This is a genomic window from Brucella anthropi (assembly GCF_046630315.1).
Taxonomy (GTDB): Bacteria; Pseudomonadota; Alphaproteobacteria; order Rhizobiales; family Rhizobiaceae; genus Brucella; species Brucella anthropi_A.
Genome location: NZ_LQBD01000006.1, coordinates 104,626 through 124,270, shown reverse-complemented (window position 1 = coordinate 124,270; position 19,645 = coordinate 104,626). Strand labels below are relative to the sequence as shown.

Here is a 19,645-nt window from a genome sequence, read left to right as displayed (position 1 = left end):
CATCAGGTGTTGACGCCAAGCTCGGCAAGACGCTCGATGCAGGATTCCTCGATCTGGTCGAGTTCGCCCAGCGTTTCATCAATATCGCGCCGCTTCTGACGCAGATCGGCGCGTTTTTCTTCGACCCGCTTCATGAGCAGCTTCAGCTGCCCGGTTTCGCCGGGCGGCTCGCGATACATCTGGATGATCTCGTGGATTTCCGCGATGGAAAAACCGAGCCGCTTGCCGCGCAGGATCTGTTTCAGAAGATGACGGTCGGAGGGACGAAAAAGCCGCGTGCGGCCTCGTCTGACGGGAGCAATCAGCCCCTCATCTTCGTAGAAACGCAAGGTTCTGGTCGAGATGCCAAATTCCCGCGTCAGTTCTGTAATCGTATAATATTCACGCACCGCAATATTCCTGCCGTCTGTCAAGCGGATGAATGTTGTGCTACTGCCTTTACGTAAAAGTCAACATTAAACCGATACAAACTAAAATATACCGGGCTATAATAAGGGCTAAAATCAACGCAAATCGCGGCTTTTTGCAGTCTGACGGATGAAAGTGGCCAGCCGGGCCGCCACATCGGGAAAGCCTGTGCTTCCTGTAGAACATATGTCTCGCAGGCGGGAACCGGTTTCGGCATAAAGATATACATGAAAACAAATGGATAGAGCGGTTTTAACGGCTTCATCCCAACAGAAGGCGCTTTTGTTTCCAGTGGATTTCAACTTGCCATTCTGTTGCCGCTCATGCGTTATGAACTTCCGAAAATCAGTGACAGACGGCGATTCATGCGGCGCTCCATAAAATTTACTTTGATCGGACTGGGAATTATCGCAGTTATCGGTGCTGCGCCTTTCGCCATCGAGCCTGTCGTGGTCAAGATCGGTGAAGCTTCGATTCGCCAGCTCGCCCGGGACGGCAATTTCTGCCAGACGGACCAATGCGACGAAGGCATGAATTATGCGCTTGGCTTTCTGGAAACCAATTATGGCCTGTCGCCGCACGATGTGAAATGGTGTATGGGCGTCGATGTCATTTCCCATTATGAGTTGCCATTCGGCAATGAACTGAAAACATCGATAACCGACCGGATGTACCAGCGCTGCGGCGATCCCAAGCAAGACGCGCCACCGGGCGACAACACGGACGAATAAAGGCGCTCTTCATGAAGCGATTTTTGCGCATTGGCGCCTGGACGATATTGCTGGCCATCCTGGCGGTTACGGTCAGCCCGATAAAATTCCGCCCCATAACGGGTGAACCGGCTGATCTGGAACGCTTTGTTGCTTTCTTTCTGGTCGGAGCCCTCTTCGCCCTCGCCTATCCCCGCCACTGGATGGGCGTGCTTCTGCTGACGGTGGGCTGTGCGGCACTTTTCGAGCTGATGCAGCGTCTTGCGCCCGGAAGGCATGGCGAGTTCATCGACTTTGTTTTCAAGGCGGCCGGAGCCGCAGCCGGCATCGCGGTCGGCTATGGTCTCAGCCTCATCCGCCCGTTCAGGCAGCAGGAATAGCCTGCAACCTGTCGCGCGCCGTTTCGCGCATGAACTCCAGATGGATCGAGCGCAGCAATGCGGCCAGATCGTCATTGGCGGCGGCAAATCGGCTGCTTCCGGCAGCATCGCACATCAGGGCCGATATTTCTGCAGCACTCATCCGCTTGCGGCCGGTCGCCACCGCCCGCCAGGCTTCGATGGCGACAATCAGGGGCGCATGCGTGGCATCGCTCAATCCGGCTGAGCGCAGCAATGCCGCAAGCGCTACCGGGCGTCCGCCGGAAATGATGGCGCAGATGCGCCCATCGTCGAGATCGGAAAGCGCGGCCAAAAGACCGGCAAAGAAATCCACACGGCCACCGGCAATGGCGCGAATGACAAAACCGGTCGTTATTTCCCCGCGAAGACGCAAATGCTCGACCAGCGCCGGCAATTCTTCCTGTGAACAGTTTTCCGCCAGCTTCATGGATGCGCGGGCCGTCGCATCGCCCACGACCTTGCAGGCACGGCGCTCGCCGAGAAGCAGCTTCACCAGCGGATGAGATTGCAGAACCTCCCCGACCTTCACTGCCAGAAGATGACGGCATTCCGCCGGAAGATGCGGGTGGGACAACAGGGCTTCCCGCACACGCGCATCATGCCCGCAACGTTCGCTGATCCGCCGGAAGGAGACCCGCGCGATGCGCGCGCAACTGTTGAAGAGCATTTCAGCAACCGCGTCGTTACTTCCAACCTCCGCGATTGCAGCGGCAAGCGCGAACGAAACATGGGGGCGCGCTGCAATCAGGACCTGCATCGACGGCACGCTATAGGCCACACGATCGATCAGTTCCGCATCGCTGAGAAGCGTCGAGCGCGCAAGGATATAGCCTGCCACTTCCGGCTGGTCGGCGGCCAGCGCCGTCACAATATGGACGGGCGAATGCACGCTGGTCGAAAGCACATCGGCCATTGCCATGCGGACTTTCGGGGAAGGATCGTCAAGCAGAAGCGTCAAGGCGGCTTCCGCCTGGGTGCGGACCTGATCCGGCTGAAGCTGGTCGATACAGCGACGAGCCAGCCGGGCGGCACGGACAATGCGCGCGGCCACCGGCTCGCAACCACCAACAGGTGCATCTTTTTCGATATACATTCTGGCCCCGCTCCAGATCGTTCTTGTATTCGAAAAGAGTAAATTGAAATGGTTTACGAGCGGTTTACCATATTTGTTAACCGCATTGTCGCAGCATGGAACCGAACGCGATTTCGCTCGTTTTATCGTCATCAATTCAACGGAGACTTCAAATGGCCGACGAAAAGATCACGAACGACATCCAGCAGGCGCTCGAAAAGCAGATCGCCGATATGCGCAGCGAACTGAAACGTCTTTCAAGATCGCTTGCGTCACATTCCGGTGAGCTGCGGGAACGCGCGGAAGACGCCATGGATGACGCTTCCGGCCGTCTGCGCCATGCCGCGCAAACCGTGCGTGAGCGTGGTCAGGTGGTTGCCGAAACGGTTCGCGAAAATCCGGGCACGGCCACGACGCTTTTCGGAACGGCCGGGATTATCGGCATTCTCATTGGCGTTGCCATCGGATGCGCCATTTCCGACCGTCGCTGAACAGCAGGAACAGATTGATGTTCAAGCCCGCGCTCGATGCGCGGGCTTTTGTCTGCGCTCTTTACGCGCAAGCCGTGGTCTGCTAGCTCCACCAATATTGGCAATCCGCCACCGGTCGCAGCCTACCCGGTCAAAACAAGGACATGCGCTCTGCGCGGCACGCCTGCGACGTGGCTTGAAACAAAGGCACGCAAATGTCTGGAAAGACGATATATTCCGATCTGAAACAGCTCGGCTCAAACGCTTCCATACCGCAAAATCCGGAAGACGCCGTCCTCGAAAGGGTCGCAAATCCGCAGGCCGGAACGCCTTACTGCATTCGCTTCACCGCGCCGGAATTTACCTCGCTCTGCCCGATGACCGGCCAGCCCGATTTCGCGCATCTGGTGATCGACTATGTTCCCGGCCAATGGCTCGTGGAAAGCAAATCCTTGAAACTGTTCCTGTTTTCCTTCCGCAATCATGGCGCGTTCCATGAAGATTGCACAGTGACCATCGGCAAGCGGCTGGTGGAGCTGCTTGAGCCTGAATGGCTCAGGATCGGCGGCTACTGGTATCCGCGCGGCGGCATTCCGATCGATGTTTTCTTCCAGACGGGAACGCCCCCGCAAAATGTCTGGATACCCGAACAGGCTGTGCCAAACTATCGTGGACGGGGCTAATCCGCCGAGGGGTGGCGGTTGCCGCCGGAGATCGCGGCACCTATTATAAAATGATACGACATGGCGCCTGAAAGGACCCCCATGAAAAACGTCGCTATTCTCATTTTTCTGGCTGTTCTTGCCGGATGCGGGGGAGCCGGCAAGGCCGCCATGGACACAGGCAAAAGCTTTGATCGGTTCGCCTGCATGTCGCGCAATTTCAAGGGGGAACCGCCCTGCCCGCCGGAAGACACGAACAAGCAGGCACAGTAAAACCGGAAAGGAGGCCACCCATGGCTATCGAACCGAAGGACGTCCTCGATTTCTGGTTTTCGCCGAAAATGCGGGAAAACTGGTTCAGCAAAAGCGACGAGATCGACGCTGAAATTCGTCAAAACTTCATGGCGGCCTATGAGGATGCCCGCGCCGACAAGCTGGAGCAGTGGAAACAGCAGCCGGAAAGCGCGCTTGCGCTCACCATCCTGTTCGACCAGTTTCCGCGCAATATGTTCCGCGGCTCTCCCCGTTCTTTTGAGAGCGACGGGCTGGCGCGCGATGTGGCAGCGCAAGCGCTCGACCATGATTTCGACCGGCAATTATCCCCGGATCAGCGGCAGTTCTTCTATCTGCCCTTCATGCACAGCGAGCAATTGAGCGACCAGAAGCGTTGCGTTGACCTTTATGAGAAGCTCGGCGATGAATTTTCGCTCGGTTTCGCGCGCCAGCACCATGACATTATCGAGCGTTTTGGGCGTTTTCCCCATCGCAACAAGGTGCTGGGACGCGACACGACCCATGAGGAAGCCGAATTCCTCAAGGAACATGCAGGCTTCTGATCTTCAGAGCAGCCGATAAGGCAGAATGCCCCGGCGGTCGTGATCGACCGCCAGCCTGCTTTTTAGCGGCGGAACGGCGCGCTGCACGCATTCGGCGCGCTCGCAGATGCGGCAGGAAACGCCGATTGGATCGAAGGCGGACCGCATGGTGATATCCAGCCCGTCCGCATAAACGAAATCCTGAGCATAGGCGATTTCACAACCAAGCGCGATCGCATAGCGCCGCTGCGGCGCATTGAAGCCGCCCTCGCTTTTCGTGAGTTCCGTCGCGATACAGAGATAGCGCGCCCCATCGGGCGTTTCGGCCAGCTGACGGATGATCCGCCCCGGCGTCTCGAAGGCCTGATGCACGTTCCACAAGGGACAGGCCGCACCGTAACGGGCAAATTGCAGCTTGGCCGCGCTGTGGCGTTTGGTGATGTTCCCGGCCCTGTCCACCCGTGCGAAGAAGACCGGAATGCCGCGCAGGCCGGAACGCTGCAAGGTGCTGAGGCGATGCGCCACCTGCTCCAGGCTTGCGCCGAAACGCGAGGCGAGCAGTTCCAAATCATGGCGCAGCTCCTTCGCGGCCGCGAGGAAAGTCTGGTAGGGAAGCACCAGCGCACCAGCGAAATAGTTTCGCAGGCCGATCTTGCAAATCTCCACCGCCTCGGCGGAGCGGAAATCCGCGCGCGTGGCAATCGCGGCCACAAGCTCTTCCATTTCCAGTTCGGCGATCTGGAAGGCGATCTGGAAATTGCGCGTGGAGGCAGGCGAATAGGGATTGAGATAAAGGACACGCGCCTGCGCATCGAAACGGCGCAAAACGGCTTCATCCGCGCCTGCGCGGGCGATGCGCACGCGATGGCGGTCCTCCATATATTGCGGCAGCGCCACACCGATGTCCCGGCCCGGAATATCCAGATCAGCGGCCAGTTTTTCGGCTGCAATATCAAGCTCGTGGACATAATTGTCGATAAAATGGAAAAAATCGCGCACTTCCTCGTAAGGCGCGGGCTCCGCCGTGGATGGGGCGCGGCCCAACTGGTTATCGAGGCTTGCAAGCTGCTCGCTGTTGCGCCGGTAGGCCTGATGGCAGGCGATCAGGGCATGGGCGAGCCCCGGCGCATTCTGCGTAATCAGTTTCATTTCCTGCAGGCTCGGCTTGTAATTGTCGAACACCGGATCGGCCAGGGCTTCCGAAACCGCCGAAAGCAGCCGGTCATCGTCGCCAAGAGAAATCGCGCCGATATCGATCTGGTAGTTTTCCGCCAGCGCAAGCAGGACGGCGGCGGAAACAGGCCGCTGATTGTTCTCGATCTGGTTGAGATAGCTGGTGGAAATCCCCAGCCGCTCGGCAAAACCGGATTGTGTGGCGCGGTGCTGTTCGCGGATTTCGCGGATTTTCCGGCCGATATAGAGTTTTCGAGGTGCCATTTGCAAATTCGCATTTCGCTATTTGCAAATTTATATCTTACACAATAGCACCTTTTCAAGCTTTTCCGCAGCCCTTCGCGATTTTAAGTAAGGGACGGGAAAAGACTATGTTTTTCCATTTCCTACCCTGGTTTCCGAAGGTCACAGAATGCAGGAACTTCTTGAACAACTCGAAGCACGTCGCGCCGAGGCTCGCCTTGGCGGCGGACAGCGCCGTATCGATGCCCAGCACGGCAAGGGCAAGCTCACCGCGCGCGAAAGGATCGAAGTGCTTCTCGACGAAGGATCGTTCGAGGAGTTCGACATGTATGTCACGCATCGCTGCACCGATTTCGGCATGGCGCAGCAGAAGGTCGCGGGCGACGGCGTGGTGACGGGCTGGGGCACGATCAATGGCCGTCAGGTCTATGTGTTCAGCCAGGACTTCACGGTTCTGGGCGGCTCGCTTTCGGAAACCCATGCGCAGAAAATCTGCAAGATCATGGACATGGCCGTGAAGAACGGCGCGCCGGTCATCGGCCTCAACGATTCCGGCGGCGCGCGCATTCAGGAAGGTGTTGCCTCGCTTGCGGGCTATGCCGATGTTTTCAAACGCAATGTGGATGCTTCGGGTGTCGTGCCGCAGATTTCCGTCATCATGGGGCCTTGCGCCGGCGGCGCGGTCTATTCCCCGGCCATGACCGACTTCATCTTCATGGTACGCGATTCATCCTACATGTTCGTGACAGGCCCCGACGTGGTCAAAACCGTCACCAATGAAATCGTGACGGCCGAGGAACTGGGCGGCGCATCCACCCACACCAAAAAATCCTCGGTGGCCGACGGCGCCTATGAGAACGACATCGAAGCACTGGAACAGGTGCGCATCCTGTTCGACTTCCTGCCGCTCAACAATCGCGAGAAGCCGCCTGTTCGCCCGGTCTTCGATGATCCGGCGCGTCTTGAAATGCGCCTCGACACACTCGTGCCGGACAGCGCCACCAAGCCCTACGACATGAAGGAACTGATTCTCGCGCTCGCCGACGAAGGCGATTTCTTCGAGATTCAGGAAGCCTTCGCGAAAAACATCATCACCGGCTTCATCCGCATGGATGGCCAGACAATCGGCGTGGTCGCCAACCAGCCGATGGTTCTGGCAGGCTGCCTCGACATCGATGCCTCGCGCAAGGCGGCGCGCTTCGTGCGCTTCTGCGATGCCTTCAATATACCGATCCTGACCCTCGTGGACGTTCCGGGCTTCCTGCCCGGCACGGCGCAGGAATATGGCGGCGTCATCAAGCACGGCGCCAAGCTTCTCTTCGCCTATGCCCAGGCAACGGTTCCCATGGTCACGCTCATCACGCGCAAGGCTTATGGCGGCGCCTATGACGTGATGGCCTCGAAACATATCGGCGCCGACATCAATTATGCCTGGCCGACAGCGGAAATCGCGGTGATGGGCGCCAAGGGCGCAACGGAAATTCTCTATCGTTCGGAACTTGGCGACCCGGAAAAGATCGCCGCCCGCACGAAGGAATATGAGGAGCGCTTCGCCAATCCGTTCGTCGCCGCCGAGCGCGGATTCATCGATGAGGTCATCATGCCGCATTCCTCGCGCCGCCGCATTGCCCGGGCTTTTGCAAGCCTGCGCAACAAGCAGCAGAGCGCGCCATGGAAGAAGCACGACACCATCCCGCTTTAATCTCGCATGGTCTTATCCGAAACCGGCCCCTTTTCGGGATCATGCCATGGCAATGATCCGGTTCATCTGAGTAAACGCACATGATCAAGAAAATCCTGATTGCCAATCGCGGCGAAATCGCGTGCCGGGTCATCAAGTCGGCCCGGAAAATGGGCATTGCCACGGTGGCGGTCTATTCCGACGCCGACCGCAATGCGCTGCATGTCAAGATGGCCGACGAGGCCGTGCATATCGGCCCTGCCCCGTCCAACCAGTCCTATATCGTCATCGACAAGATTCTGGCCGCCATCAGCCAGACCGGCGCGGATGCCGTTCATCCGGGCTATGGCTTCCTGTCGGAAAATCCGCGCTTTGCCGAAGCCCTGAAGGCCGCCAATGTCACCTTCATCGGTCCGCCGGTGAACGCCATCGACGCGATGGGCGACAAGATTACCTCCAAGAAGCTTGCAGCCGAAGCCGGTGTTTCCACCGTGCCCGGCCATATGGGCTTGATCGAGGATGCCGACGAGGCGGTCAGGATCGCGGGCAGCATCGGCTATCCGGTGATGATCAAGGCTTCCGCCGGCGGCGGCGGCAAGGGCATGCGCATCGCGTGGAACGACGACGAGGCCCGCGAGGGCTTCCAGCTCTCGCGCAATGAGGCAAAGTCCTCCTTCGGCGACGACCGCATCTTCATCGAAAAATTCGTCACCCAGCCGCGCCATATCGAAATTCAGGTTCTGGGCGACAGCCATGGCAATGTCGTCTATCTGGGCGAGCGCGAATGCTCCATCCAGCGCCGCAACCAGAAGGTCATCGAGGAAGCGCCGTCACCCTTCCTCGATGAAGCGACGCGCAAGGCCATGGGCGAGCAGGCCGTGGCTCTTGCCAAGGCGGTCGGCTACTATTCCGCCGGTACGGTGGAATTCATCGTCGATGGTAATCGCAACTTCTATTTCCTTGAAATGAATACGCGTTTACAGGTGGAGCATCCGGTGACGGAGCTCATCACCGGCATTGATCTCGTGGAAGAAATGATCCGCGTCGCATCCGGCGAAAAGCTGCGTTTCGCTCAGGCCGATGTGAAACTGAACGGCTGGGCCATCGAAAGCCGCCTCTATGCGGAGGACCCTTATCGCAACTTCCTGCCCTCCATCGGCAGGCTGACGCGCTATCGCCCGCCGGTCGAAGGCCGCAACCCGGACGGCACCGTGATCCGCAACGATACCGGCGTGTTCGAGGGCGGCGAGATTTCAATGTATTACGACCCGATGATCGCAAAGCTTTGCACATGGGGGCCGGACCGCATCAGCGCCATCGACGCCATGGGCCACGCGCTCGACGCGTTCGAGGTGGAAGGCATCGGCCACAACCTGCCCTTCCTCTCCGCCGTGATGGACCATCCCCGCTTCCGCGAAGGCGCGCTCACCACGGCCTTCATCGCCGAGGAATATCCGGACGGCTTTTCGGGTGTGAAATGCTCGGAAGATGACGCGCGCACGCTGACAGCCGTGGCGGCTGAGATCAATCTCGTGGCGCAGCGCCGCGACACGCAGATTTCCGGCAGGCTTTCGCCGCAGGAACATTCCATCGCCAATGACTGGGTGGTGACGCTCGACGGCTATTCCCTGCCGGTGCGCATCGCTGAGGGCGAAGGCGGCACGACGATCAACTTCACCGACGGCGGCAGCCTGCCCATCGCCAGCGACTGGCATCCGGGCAGCCAGCTCGGCTCGTTCACCGTCGCGGGCAAGCCGATTGCGGTCAAGGTTTCGCGGTCCGGCACCGGCTGGCGTCTGCGCTGGCGCGGCATGGACGTGGTGGCCCACGTGCGCAAACCGCGCGTGGCGGAACTTGCCAAGCTCATGCCGGTGAAGCTGCTGCCGGACACGTCGAAGATGCTGCTCTGCCCGATGCCCGGCGTCATCACCTCCATTCTCGTGAAGGATGGCGAGACGGTGGAAGCAGGCCAGCCGCTCGCTACCGTGGAAGCCATGAAGATGGAAAACGTGCTGCGCGCCGAGCGCCGTGCTACCGTCAGGCGCATCGCCGCCGAAGCGGGCTCCAGCCTGGCCGTTGACGAACTGATAATGGAATTTGAGTAACCCCTGAAGGCGGTGCATTGCGCCGGTTCAAGCTGCGCGTTTATGGGATGGAGATGAGCCAATGACGAAGAAAACCCGCGTTGATTGGGAAACGTTGGCCGAAAAGGAACTGAAGCGGCCTGCCGACAGCCTGGTCTGGCACACGCCGGAAGGCATCGACGTCAAGCCGCTTTATACTGAAGACGATCTGGAAGGCATCGGCCATCTGGGCACCCTGCCCGGCTTCGAGCCGTTCCTGCGCGGGCCGCGCGCCACCATGTATGCGGGCCGTCCATGGACCATCCGGCAATATGCGGGCTTTTCCACGGCGGAAGAATCGAACGCCTTCTACCGCAAGGCGCTCGCCGCCGGCCAGCAGGGCGTTTCGGTCGCCTTCGACCTTGCCACCCATCGCGGCTATGACAGCGATCATCCGCGCGTGGAAGGCGATGTCGGCAAGGCGGGCGTGGCGATCGATTCCGTCGAGGACATGAAAATCCTTTTCGACGGCATTCCGCTGGAAAAGATCTCCGTCTCCATGACCATGAACGGCGCGGTTATCCCGATCCTTGCCAATTTCATCGTGGCGGGCGAGGAACAGGGCGTGCCCCGCGCGCAGCTTTCCGGCACCATCCAGAACGACATTCTCAAGGAGTTCATGGTCCGCAACACCTATATCTACCCGCCGGAACCCTCCATGCGGATCATTGCGGACATCATCGCCTATACGGCGCAGGAAATGCCGAAGTTCAACTCCATTTCCATCTCCGGCTATCACATGCAGGAGGCGGGCGCGACGCTGGTGCAGGAACTGGCCTTCACGCTCGCGGACGGGCGCGAATATGTGCGCGCCGCGCTCAACAAGGGCCTCAATGTCGATGAATTTGCGGGGCGCCTGTCGTTCTTCTTCGCCATCGGCATGAATTTCTTCATGGAAATCGCCAAGCTGCGCGCGGCGCGCCTGCTCTGGTCGCGCATCATGCAGGAATTCGATCCGAAGAAGCCGGGCTCGCTGATGCTGCGCACCCATTGCCAGACATCCGGCGTCTCCCTGCAGGAACAGGACCCGTACAACAATATCGTCCGCACGGCCTTCGAGGCCATGTCGGCGGCGCTGGGCGGCACGCAATCGCTTCACACCAACTCTTTCGACGAAGCCATTGCCCTGCCTACGGAATTTTCCGCACGCATTGCCCGCAACACGCAGCTCATCCTGCAAAACGAAACCGGCGTGACCAAAGTGGTCGATCCGCTGGCGGGCTCCTATTACATCGAAAGCCTGACCAACGAACTGGCCCAAAAGGCATGGGCGCTGATCGAGGAAGTCGAAAAGCTCGGCGGCATGACCAAGGCCGTCGAAAGCGGCCTGCCGAAGCGCCTGATCGAAGAAGCCGCCACCAAGCGGCAGGCGGCAATCGACAAGGGCGAGGAAGTGATCGTCGGCGTCAACAAGTTCCGGCTCGAACAGGAAGACGAAATCGACATTCTCGAAATCGATAATTCGGCTGTCCGCCAGTCGCAGATTGCGCGTCTCAACCGCATCAAGGAAATCCGCAACAAACAAAAGGTCGAAGCCGCGCTCGCCGAACTGGAAAAGGTCGCCCGTACCGGCGAAGGCAATCTTCTGGCCGCAGCGGTGGAAGCCTCGCGCGCACGCGCCACGGTGGGCGAAATTTCCGATGCCATGCGCCGCGCCTTCGGCGATCATGCCGCTGTGCCGAAGGTCGTAAACAAGGTCTACGGCGCGGCCTATAAGGACGAGCCGGAATACCAGACCCTTGTTGACCGCCTCGGTGACTTTGCGAAACAGGCCGGTGAAAAGCCGAAAGTGATGGTCGCGAAGCTTGGCCAGGATGGGCATGACCGGGGCGCGAAGATCATCGCTTCGGCTTTCGGCGATATCGGCTTCGAAGTGCTGGCAGGGCCCTTGTTCCAGACGCCGGACGAAGCCGCCGATATGGCCATCAAGGCCAAGGTGCATGTTCTCGGCGTGTCATCGCTTGCGGCCGGTCACAAGACGCTCCTGCCCCAGCTTGTGGAAACGCTGCGCAGGAAGGGCGCGGAAAACATCATCGTGGTCTGCGGCGGCGTGGTGCCGCGTCAGGATTACCAGTACCTGTATGACCACGGCATCGCGGCAGTGTTCGGCCCCGGCACGAATGTGCTCGATTGCGCCCGCGCCGTGCTCGACCTGATGGAAGGCAAACGCCGCAATCTTTGAACAATATCAAATAGATATATTGGGTTCAGGATTCACTTTATGAACAGGTTCAGAAGCCGGGCGAACTGCCCGGCTTCCTGTTTGCAACCATCGTTCAGTTTTTCGGCCCGGCAAAACCGGCAATTGTGGAACTGGTGACGGAAACAGGGTCGCTCGCCGGAAACGTATCTTCCAGCCCTTCTTCCAATTGACGCTCCAGCTCTGCCCGGTCGCCCGCCCGGCGCGCACTTGGGCGCGTCAGCAGGCTTTTGGGCTCGATGCCGCATTCCGCGCAAGCCACGCCCAGCGCATCGCCAAGCTTGATCGCGGCGCGGCGTATGACTTCATCGCGCGCCAGCTCCGCTTCCGTCTCGTTCTCCACCTTGACAGTGACCTTCTCCTCGCCCTCGGTGACGAACTCCACCATATATAGTTTGAAGCCCCCCACCGAACTGATGCGGGTCTCGACAATCTCCATCGCTTCACCTCCGCGGTTTCCATGCCAGACAAACGGCCGCGGACGCCTGAAAGTTCCGCATTTAAATGCAATGAGGGAACCCCGCGCCGCCATCGGACGTTTCAAGCCTGTCGTTTGGAGGTTGCGATGTCATCGTTCTTTACAAAGCTCAGCGAAAAAGCTGCCGAACTTGCCGGCCATTATCTGGCATTCGTACTGGCGGCCTTGTTCATCATCCTGTGGGGCATCAGCGGGCCGGTCTTCGACTTTTCGGACACATGGCAACTGGTCATCAATACATCGACCACCATCATCACCTTTCTGATGGTGTTTCTGATCCAGAACGCACAGAACCGCGAAGCCAGCGCCACGCAGGCAAAGCTCGATGAAATTCTGAGCATCGTCTCGACGAGCAAGAGCGAAACCATCGGCGCGGAACACCTGCCCCTCGACAAGCTGAAGGTGATTTTGAAGCATCTCGAAGCGCAAGACGCAACCACCCCGCCCGAAAAACCGGAATGAAAAGCCAGCCTTCCCGCAACAGCGCTCGGAAATCGAAGCATATCTCTCGAAAATAAGAACAGCCTGGCCCGAAGGCTCAGGCAAAATGCAGGCCAAAACCCTGCATGAGCCGACGAATGGCATAGTCCGGCTTCCGGGATGTCACGACCGCCAGATCGTCATGGTGATGCAGTTCTTCATCGGTTCGACGCGGTTTCAAAAGGGAAACGGTGCGCCGGGCAATCGCCTCCGCCGGGTCGAGCCAGTCGACCGGCCAGGGCGCCAGACGGCGAAACACATTGGCGAGAAATGGATAATGTGTGCAAGCCAGAACCACAATGTCGGTACGGCTGCCATCCTGCTCGATGAAACAGGGCGCAATCTGTTCGACCACCAGCGCCTCATCGATCATCTCGCCGCGAATATGGGCTTCCGCAACCGCCGCAAGCTGATCGGCGCCGACGAGACGAACATGGCACCGGGAGGCAAAAGACTGGATGAGATCGCGCGTATAGGCGCGCCTGACCGTGCCGGGGGTCGCCAATACGGAAACGAGGCCCGACAATGTTCTTTCGGCGGCAGGCTTGATTGCGGGCACAGTGCCGACAAATGGCACCGAGGGATAGGCGCGGCGCAGATCGTCCAGCACCAGAGTGGAGGCCGTATTGCAGGCAATGACCGCGATTTCAGGATCATAGGCGGCAATGAGCCTGCCGAACAGTTCGACGATTCGCGCCCGCAACGCCTCTTCTTCCCACCCGCCATAGGGAAATCCCGCATCGTCGGCAACGTAGACGAAACGGCGATCCGGCATCAGCACCCGCGCTTCGCGCAAAACCGTTAAGCCCCCGATGCCGCTGTCGAAAACCAGAACGGGTCTTTCAGGATCGGCGGAAGAAGGGATTGCGGAAACGCTCGCAGCCGGTGCGTTTTTCATTCGTCCTTGTCCTTTGTTTCCGGAATGTCCCCGGCGGGCTTGCGCGCGCGCCCTTCCGGTGCGCCGGAGCCGCGCGGCTTCTTCGGCGTGAAGACATCAAGCGACGTGATGACGCCGCGCAGCAGCTTCAACTCCGCCGATGCAAACCCCGCCCGCGTCAGCACGGCGCGCAGATTATTGACCATGATTTCCTTGCGGGCTTCGGGGCGGAAATAACCCCTGACATCAAGCGCTTCTTCAAGATGATTGAAAAGCCCCTGCAATTCCTGCTTCGGCGCCATTTCGAGCTCCGGCCCGCGGAATACCGTCTCCGTTTCCGTTCCAAGGCCCGATTTCATCCATTCATAGGACATGAGCAGAACGGCCTGCGCGATATTGAGCGATGCGAAGGCCGGATTGACCGGAAACGTCACCAGTTCATCCGCAAGGCCGACTTCCTCATTGCTGAGACCGAACCGCTCGCGGCCAAACAGGATGCCGGTCTTCTCCCCGGTCCTGAAACGACGGCGCAGCTCATGGCCCGCTTCCACGGCACTGCGAACCTGCTTGAAACCGTCACGTTCACGCGCGGTCGTCGCATAGACGAAATTGAGATCGGCGATGGCGGAAGGCAGGTCGTCATAAACCACTGCATTGTCGATCACATGATCGGCCTTGCTGGCTGCCGCCCTCGCCTTTTCGCTTGGAAACTCCTCGCGCGGATTGACGAGGCGCAGTTCCGCCAGACCGAAATTCGCCATGGCGCGCGCCACCATGCCGATATTCTCCGGCAATTGCGGCTCGACCAGAACGATTGCCGGTCCTTCCGCGAGTATGGGGCGCTGTTTGTCTGTTCCTGCCATGATATCATCCGCACTCATTAAAAATCGTGGCGTTTCCTTACATAATTGACGCGCAATCGCAAAGATTCCCCTTACAGCTTTTGAGGAAAAGCCTGTGTAGTAGCCCGATAACACCTCAATGCCGCCGGTTCGTGCCAGACTGCTCCCACCAGATACGTTCAAGGGAGGAAACCATGTCCGGTAAAAAGATACTCATGCTTTGCGGCGATTTTGGCGAGGATTATGAAACCATGGTCCCGTTCCAGACGCTTTTGACCGTCGGTCATACGGTGCACGCCGTCTGCCCCGGCAAGAAGGCCGGCGACCATATCGCGACAGCCATTCACGACTTTGAAGGCCATCAGACCTATACGGAAAAGCCGGGCCATAACTTCGCTCTCAATGCGACCTTCGCCGAGGTGAAACCGGAAAGCTATGACGCGCTTGTCATTCCGGGCGGTCGCGCGCCCGAATATCTGCGCCTTGATGCGAAGGTGATCGCGGTGGTGAAGCACTTCTTCGAGGCGAACAAGCCCGTCGCCGCCGTCTGCCATGGCGCGCAATTGCTGGCCGCGGCGCGCGTTCTGGAGGGCCGCACCTGCTCGGCCTATCCCGCATGCCGCCCGGAAGTTGAACTTGCCGGTGGCAAATATGCCGATATCCCGATCGACAAGGCCGTCACGGATGGCAATCTCGTCACCGCGCCCGCATGGCCGGCCCATCCCGCATGGCTGTCGCAGTTTCTTGCGGTTCTGGGCACCAGGATCACGCATGGCTGATCGCAGCGCCCTGCCTGTTTTCCGGCCGGGTTGCAGGCAGGGCGAAACTGCGCGACAGTAATCAAATGGGGAACGTTCCGGAGGGAAATCATGTGCAGGCTGTTCATCGGCGCCGATCCCGAACTCTGGCTGAGCGTGACACGGTCGCTGCGCATCGACGGTGCGGTGACAAGCGTGCGGCTGGAAAATTTCTTCTGGTGGACGCTGGAGGATATTGCGGCGCGCGACGGCCTCACCGCCACCCGCCTGATCGGCAAGCTTTACGATGAATCCCGCAACGAAGGGCATGACCTCGATAATTTCGCATCATTCCTGCGGGTCTGCTGCGGGCGCTATCTTTCGCTGCAACTGGACGGACTGGTTCCCGCCAACAGGTCGGCTGCCATCTCCACGCTGGATGCCGATGCCATTCTGGCGAGCGAGAAGATGAACTATCGCGAGCGGCAATCCGCATGGGAAAAATCGCGCAAAGGCGACCCGTCGGCACACCGTGCGGCATGATCCGCTCCATTCATAAGCCGTTTTGCGCTATCGGCAAATCTATCCCGAAATTTTGACCGTCCAAACAGTTTATAGGCCAAAGAATAAGCCTCTTACGCTTTGCCTTATCCGTCGTGAGTGCTATACGGGCGCGACGCATTGAAAAAGAGGCTTCATCCATGGCAAAAATCAAGGTTGCGAACCCGGTCGTCGAACTCGACGGCGACGAGATGACCCGCATTATCTGGCAGTTCATCAAGGACAAGCTTATCCATCCTTACCTCGACATCGATCTGAAATATTATGATCTGTCGGTTGAAAATCGCGATGCGACCAACGACCAGGTCACGATCGATGCAGCCAATGCCATCAAGGAACATGGCGTCGGCGTGAAGTGCGCAACCATCACGCCCGACGAAGCGCGCGTTGAAGAATTCAAGCTCAAGAAAATGTGGAAGTCGCCAAACGGCACCATCCGCAACATTCTGGGCGGCGTGATCTTCCGCGAACCGATCATCTGCAAGAATGTTCCGCGCCTCGTGCCGGGCTGGACCCAGCCGATCATCGTCGGCCGCCACGCTTTCGGCGACCAGTACCGCGCGACCGATTTCAAGTTCCCCGGCAAGGGCACGCTGACGATCAAGTTCGTCGGTGAAGATGGCCAGACCATCGAACACGAAGTCTATCAGGCGCCTTCGGCTGGCGTGGCTCTTGCCATGTACAACCTTGACGAATCGATCCGCGAATTCGCCCGCGCTTCGTTCAACTATGGCCTGCAGCGCGGCTATCCGGTCTATCTCTCCACGAAGAACACCATCCTCAAGGCCTATGACGGCCGCTTCAAGGATATCTTCCAGGAAGTCTTCGACGCGGAATTCAAGTCGAAATTCGAAGAAAAGAAGATCTGGTACGAACACCGCCTCATCGACGACATGGTCGCTTCGGCGCTCAAGTGGTCGGGCGGCTATGTCTGGGCCTGCAAGAACTACGATGGCGACGTGCAGTCGGACATCGTGGCGCAGGGTTTTGGCTCGCTCGGCCTGATGACCTCCGTTCTGATGACGCCGGATGGCAAGACGGTGGAAGCGGAAGCCGCTCACGGCACCGTGACCCGTCACTACCGCCAGCATCAGAAGGGCGAGGAAACCTCGACCAACTCGATCGCTTCGATCTTCGCATGGACCCGCGGTCTGGCGCATCGCGCCAAGCTCGACAACAATGCCGATCTGAAGAAGTTCGCCGAAACGCTGGAAAAGGTCTGCGTGGATACCGTCGAAAGCGGCTTCATGACCAAGGATCTGGCGCTCCTCATCGGCCCGGATCAGCCTTGGCTCTCGACCACCGGCTTCCTCGACAAGATCGACGAGAATCTTCAGAAGGCCATGGCCGCCTGATCAATATTCGGCCTCACCGTCGATACGGAAAGCCCGGCAGCGCTGCTGCCGGGTTTTTTCGTTTCCTTTTCAAGGGAAAAAGCGCATCCTGCCCTCTCTTACAGGGAGGATGAAATGGCTGAGTTGAAGCTCTACACCAACCCGATGTCGCGCGGACGCATTGCGCGCTGGATGCTGGAAGAGATCGGCAAACCCTATGATGTGGAAATTCTGGATTTCGGCCCGCCGATGAAGGGGCCGGACTACTGCACGATCAATCCGATGGGAAAAGTTCCGGCGCTCCGCCATGGCGATGCCGTGGTGACGGAAGTGGCGGCGATCTGCGCCTATCTGGCAACGACATTTCCCGAGGCCGGCTTGGCGCCGCACCCCGATGAGCGCGCGGATTTCTTCCGCTGGCTTTTCTTTGTATCCGGCCCCGTGGAAGCCGCCCTGTCCAATCATGCGCTTGGCTTCGAAATCCCGGCAGACAAGCAGGGGATGGTCGGCTACGGCAGTTACGATACGGTGGTGAACACGCTGGAGAAAGCGGTTGCGCGCCACCCCTATATCACTGGCGACCGCTTTACAGCCGCCGACGTTTACGTCGGCTCGCATATCGGCTGGGGCCTGCGCTTTGGCACGCTGCCCGCCCGTGGCGCTTTCGTCGCCTATTGGGATCGCCTGAAGGATCGCCCGGCCATGAAACGGGCCACCGAATTGGACGACGCAGCCGCTGCCGCCACACAACACTGATACCGAGATTGCTGGCTGTTCAGGTCACGCAACCTGGCCAGCCAGTTCAAATATGCGCGAAAAAGCCTGCGCTCCCTTGGGCGAGAACGCGATCACGCGCCCCTCTTCCCGGCGTGCCCATCCTTGCGAAAGGAAATGGTTCAACAGCGCGGCGCCAAGCGCACCACCCAGATGGTTGCGGCGTTCGCTCCAGTCGAGACAGTGACGGCAGACGGGCCGCTTGCCCTGCTCCAGATGGCTCACATCCACGCCAAGGCAGCAGAAAAAGGATTTGCCCTTCTCTGTCAGCACCGGCTCATTGCCATCGATGATCAGCCCCAGCCGATGCGAGGCATCGAGCATCTCGACACCGCGTTCGCCAGCCAGATGATCGTAGCAGACGCGCGCCTTGCGTAGCGCCTGATCCTTCGGGCCGGTCCGCACCCGCACAGCGCCGGTGCGCTGCGCAAGGCCCATAAGGCCTTCCAGAACCTGCGCCACATCCGTTCCTGAAAGACGGAAATAGCGATGCCGCCCCTGTTTCTCCGCAACCAGCAGATTGGCTGCATCAAGCTTTGCAAGATGTCCGCTTGCCGTTTGCAGCGTCACACCGGCAGCCGACGCAAGTTCGCTGACCGTCAAAGCGCGACCGTCCATCAGCGCCGTGAGCATATTTGCCCGTGCGGGATCACCGAGGAGTGCGGCAACGGAAGCGATGATCGGACCATCTTTCATACTTCGACGCTAACCGAACTATGAATGGGTTTCAACTGCTACATTGCCGCCATCAAGGACATGCATTTGAAGGAGACACGCATGATTACCTGTTTCATCCGCTATCAGATCGACCCGTTCAAGGCGGATGCCTTTGCAGAATATGCGCGCAACTGGGGACAGGCCATTCCGCGCAACGGTGCAAATCTGATCGGCTATTTCGGGCCGCATGAAGGATCGTCGACAACGGCCTATGGCGTCTACTCTATCGAAAACCTTGCCGCTTATGAAGCATACCGGGCGCGGCTCGCCGCCGATCCGCTGGGACGCGAGAACTATGAATTTGCAAGGCAGGAGCAATTCATCCGATCCGAGGACCGCATCTTCCTCAAACTCCAATCCGCGCCGCATGGGGAGTTCATCAAGCCATGATCGCCGTCATATTTGAAGTCTGGCCAGCCGATGACGACAGGCGCGGCCAATATCTCGACATTGCCGCAGACTTGCGAAAAGACCTTGCAAAGATCGACGGCTTTCTGTCGATCGAGCGATTTCAGAGCCTGGCCGAACCCGGCAAGCTGCTCTCGCTCTCTTTCTGGCGCGACGAAGAAGCGGTGCGCCAATGGCGCAACCTGCCCTCGCATCGGGCGGCACAGGGACAGGGCCGCGACGGTGTCTTTGAGAATTACCGTCTACGCGTGGCGGACGTGATGCGTGACTATGGCCTGAAGGAGCGTATTCAAGCCCCAGAAGACAGCCGTGCCGTCCATGCAGCATAGAAAAAGCCGGGCAAAAGCCCGGCTCAGATTGATGACAAACCCTTCGATTTTTGGCCGCAGTCAAAAACGAGGGGTTTTGATTCCGATCTGTTCACGTTTTGAATCTGTGACGTTCCGTGAATCTGAGGCCATTTTGACCCTGCCGGAGGT

At 59.1% G+C, this 19,645-nt stretch carries 23 protein-coding genes; 16 read left to right on the top strand and 7 right to left on the bottom strand.

Features of this window, described 5'->3' with window-relative positions:
- Window positions 1-2: 2 nt before the first annotated feature.
- Window positions 3-389: a MerR family transcriptional regulator gene (locus tag AVM02_RS04760; protein ID WP_411505846.1), complete on the bottom strand. Its 387-nt coding sequence runs from the start codon at window positions 387-389 to the stop codon at window positions 3-5.
- A 384-nt stretch (window positions 390-773) separates the two neighbouring features.
- On the opposite strand from AVM02_RS04760, the gene AVM02_RS04755 reads away from it, so the two are divergent.
- A complete protein-coding gene (locus AVM02_RS04755; RefSeq protein WP_411505845.1) occupies window positions 774-1,139 on the top strand; it encodes a hypothetical protein in 366 nt (121 codons plus the stop codon).
- 11 nt (window positions 1,140-1,150) lie between these two features.
- On the top strand, window positions 1,151-1,498 hold the full coding sequence (locus tag AVM02_RS04750) for a VanZ family protein (protein ID WP_411505844.1): 348 nt from the start codon (window positions 1,151-1,153) through the stop codon (window positions 1,496-1,498).
- Here the strand turns inward: AVM02_RS04750 and AVM02_RS04745 are convergent.
- Window positions 1,482-2,612 (bottom strand): DUF2336 domain-containing protein, encoded by a 1,131-nt coding sequence (locus AVM02_RS04745; RefSeq protein WP_411505843.1) that lies wholly within the window; start codon window positions 2,610-2,612, stop codon window positions 1,482-1,484. The two genes, AVM02_RS04750 and AVM02_RS04745, sit on opposite strands and share 17 nt — an antisense overlap.
- 152 nt (window positions 2,613-2,764) lie before the next feature.
- On the opposite strand from AVM02_RS04745, the gene AVM02_RS04740 reads away from it, so the two are divergent.
- The 4 genes from AVM02_RS04740 to AVM02_RS04725 all read left to right on the top strand — a co-directional run bounded on the left by AVM02_RS04740 (window position 2,765) and on the right by AVM02_RS04725 (window position 4,559).
- Window positions 2,765-3,082 (top strand): YqjD family protein, encoded by a 318-nt coding sequence (locus AVM02_RS04740; protein ID WP_411505842.1) that lies wholly within the window; start codon window positions 2,765-2,767, stop codon window positions 3,080-3,082.
- 194 nt (window positions 3,083-3,276) lie between these two features.
- Window positions 3,277-3,744, top strand: coding sequence for a preQ(1) synthase (queF, locus tag AVM02_RS04735; protein WP_411505841.1), 468 nt, complete (start codon window positions 3,277-3,279; stop codon window positions 3,742-3,744).
- Between the two features lie 81 nt (window positions 3,745-3,825).
- A complete protein-coding gene (locus AVM02_RS04730; RefSeq protein WP_411505840.1) occupies window positions 3,826-3,996 on the top strand; it encodes a hypothetical protein in 171 nt (56 codons plus the stop codon).
- 20 nt (window positions 3,997-4,016) lie between these two features.
- Complete coding sequence (locus AVM02_RS04725; protein ID WP_411505839.1) at window positions 4,017-4,559, top strand: DUF924 family protein; 543 nt, start codon at window positions 4,017-4,019, stop codon at window positions 4,557-4,559.
- Between the two features lie 3 nt (window positions 4,560-4,562).
- On the opposite strand, the gene AVM02_RS04720 is transcribed toward AVM02_RS04725, so the two are convergent.
- Window positions 4,563-5,975 carry a helix-turn-helix domain-containing protein gene (locus AVM02_RS04720; RefSeq protein WP_411505838.1) on the bottom strand — a complete coding sequence of 471 codons (1,413 nt, stop codon included), beginning with the start codon at window positions 5,973-5,975 and terminating at the stop codon, window positions 4,563-4,565.
- A gap of 148 nt (window positions 5,976-6,123) precedes the next feature.
- Between AVM02_RS04720 and AVM02_RS04715 the strand changes: the two genes are divergently transcribed.
- The 3 genes from AVM02_RS04715 to scpA all read left to right on the top strand — a co-directional run bounded on the left by AVM02_RS04715 (window position 6,124) and on the right by scpA (window position 11,940).
- A complete protein-coding gene (locus AVM02_RS04715) occupies window positions 6,124-7,656 on the top strand; it encodes an acyl-CoA carboxylase subunit beta (RefSeq protein WP_411505837.1) in 1,533 nt (510 codons plus the stop codon).
- Window positions 7,657-7,736: 80 nt separating this feature from the next.
- A complete protein-coding gene (locus tag AVM02_RS04710; protein ID WP_411505836.1) occupies window positions 7,737-9,740 on the top strand; it encodes an acetyl-CoA carboxylase biotin carboxylase subunit in 2,004 nt (667 codons plus the stop codon).
- Window positions 9,741-9,801: 61 nt separating this feature from the next.
- Window positions 9,802-11,940: a methylmalonyl-CoA mutase gene (scpA, locus tag AVM02_RS04705; protein WP_411505835.1), complete on the top strand. Its 2,139-nt coding sequence runs from the start codon at window positions 9,802-9,804 to the stop codon at window positions 11,938-11,940.
- A 94-nt stretch (window positions 11,941-12,034) separates the two neighbouring features.
- On the opposite strand, the gene AVM02_RS04700 is transcribed toward scpA, so the two are convergent.
- On the bottom strand, window positions 12,035-12,397 hold the full coding sequence (locus tag AVM02_RS04700; protein ID WP_411505834.1) for a hypothetical protein: 363 nt from the start codon (window positions 12,395-12,397) through the stop codon (window positions 12,035-12,037).
- A gap of 126 nt (window positions 12,398-12,523) precedes the next feature.
- On the opposite strand from AVM02_RS04700, the gene AVM02_RS04695 reads away from it, so the two are divergent.
- Entirely contained in the window at window positions 12,524-12,898 is a 375-nt protein-coding gene (locus AVM02_RS04695; RefSeq protein ID WP_411505833.1) for a low affinity iron permease family protein, read from the top strand.
- Window positions 12,899-12,974: 76 nt separating this feature from the next.
- Here the strand turns inward: AVM02_RS04695 and murI are convergent, their stop codons facing one another.
- Together murI and AVM02_RS04685 are read right to left on the bottom strand one after the other, a co-directional pair.
- Complete coding sequence (gene murI, locus AVM02_RS04690; RefSeq protein ID WP_411505832.1) at window positions 12,975-13,814, bottom strand: glutamate racemase; 840 nt, start codon at window positions 13,812-13,814, stop codon at window positions 12,975-12,977.
- Entirely contained in the window at window positions 13,811-14,656 is an 846-nt protein-coding gene (locus AVM02_RS04685) for an RNA methyltransferase (protein ID WP_411505831.1), read from the bottom strand. Before AVM02_RS04685 ends, murI begins: the two co-directional genes overlap by 4 nt.
- Window positions 14,657-14,829: 173 nt before the next feature.
- Between AVM02_RS04685 and AVM02_RS04680 the strand changes: the two genes are divergently transcribed.
- From AVM02_RS04680 to AVM02_RS04665, 4 genes are all read left to right on the top strand, one after another.
- Window positions 14,830-15,414 carry a DJ-1/PfpI family protein gene (locus AVM02_RS04680; RefSeq protein WP_411505830.1) on the top strand — a complete coding sequence of 195 codons (585 nt, stop codon included), beginning with the start codon at window positions 14,830-14,832 and terminating at the stop codon, window positions 15,412-15,414.
- A 90-nt stretch (window positions 15,415-15,504) separates the two neighbouring features.
- Window positions 15,505-15,915 carry a ribbon-helix-helix domain-containing protein gene (locus AVM02_RS04675; protein ID WP_411505829.1) on the top strand — a complete coding sequence of 137 codons (411 nt, stop codon included), beginning with the start codon at window positions 15,505-15,507 and terminating at the stop codon, window positions 15,913-15,915.
- A 158-nt stretch (window positions 15,916-16,073) separates the two neighbouring features.
- The gene (locus AVM02_RS04670; RefSeq protein ID WP_411505828.1) at window positions 16,074-17,288 is read left to right on the top strand and encodes an NADP-dependent isocitrate dehydrogenase; all 1,215 of its coding nucleotides are present in this window, start codon (window positions 16,074-16,076) and stop codon (window positions 17,286-17,288) included.
- 114 nt (window positions 17,289-17,402) lie between these two features.
- The gene (locus tag AVM02_RS04665) at window positions 17,403-18,023 is read left to right on the top strand and encodes a glutathione S-transferase family protein (protein ID WP_411505827.1); all 621 of its coding nucleotides are present in this window, start codon (window positions 17,403-17,405) and stop codon (window positions 18,021-18,023) included.
- A 24-nt stretch (window positions 18,024-18,047) separates the two neighbouring features.
- Here the strand turns inward: AVM02_RS04665 and AVM02_RS04660 are convergent, their stop codons facing one another.
- Window positions 18,048-18,737: an ArsR/SmtB family transcription factor gene (locus AVM02_RS04660; protein ID WP_411505826.1), complete on the bottom strand. Its 690-nt coding sequence runs from the start codon at window positions 18,735-18,737 to the stop codon at window positions 18,048-18,050.
- Window positions 18,738-18,818: 81 nt separating this feature from the next.
- Between AVM02_RS04660 and AVM02_RS04655 the strand changes: the two genes are divergently transcribed.
- Both AVM02_RS04655 and AVM02_RS04650 read left to right on the top strand, forming a co-directional pair.
- Window positions 18,819-19,148 (top strand): NIPSNAP family protein, encoded by a 330-nt coding sequence (locus AVM02_RS04655; RefSeq protein WP_411505883.1) that lies wholly within the window; start codon window positions 18,819-18,821, stop codon window positions 19,146-19,148.
- The gene (locus AVM02_RS04650; RefSeq protein WP_411505825.1) at window positions 19,145-19,495 is read left to right on the top strand and encodes an antibiotic biosynthesis monooxygenase family protein; all 351 of its coding nucleotides are present in this window, start codon (window positions 19,145-19,147) and stop codon (window positions 19,493-19,495) included. The genes AVM02_RS04655 and AVM02_RS04650 overlap by 4 nt, the downstream gene beginning before the upstream one ends.
- Window positions 19,496-19,645: the final 150 nt, after the last annotated feature.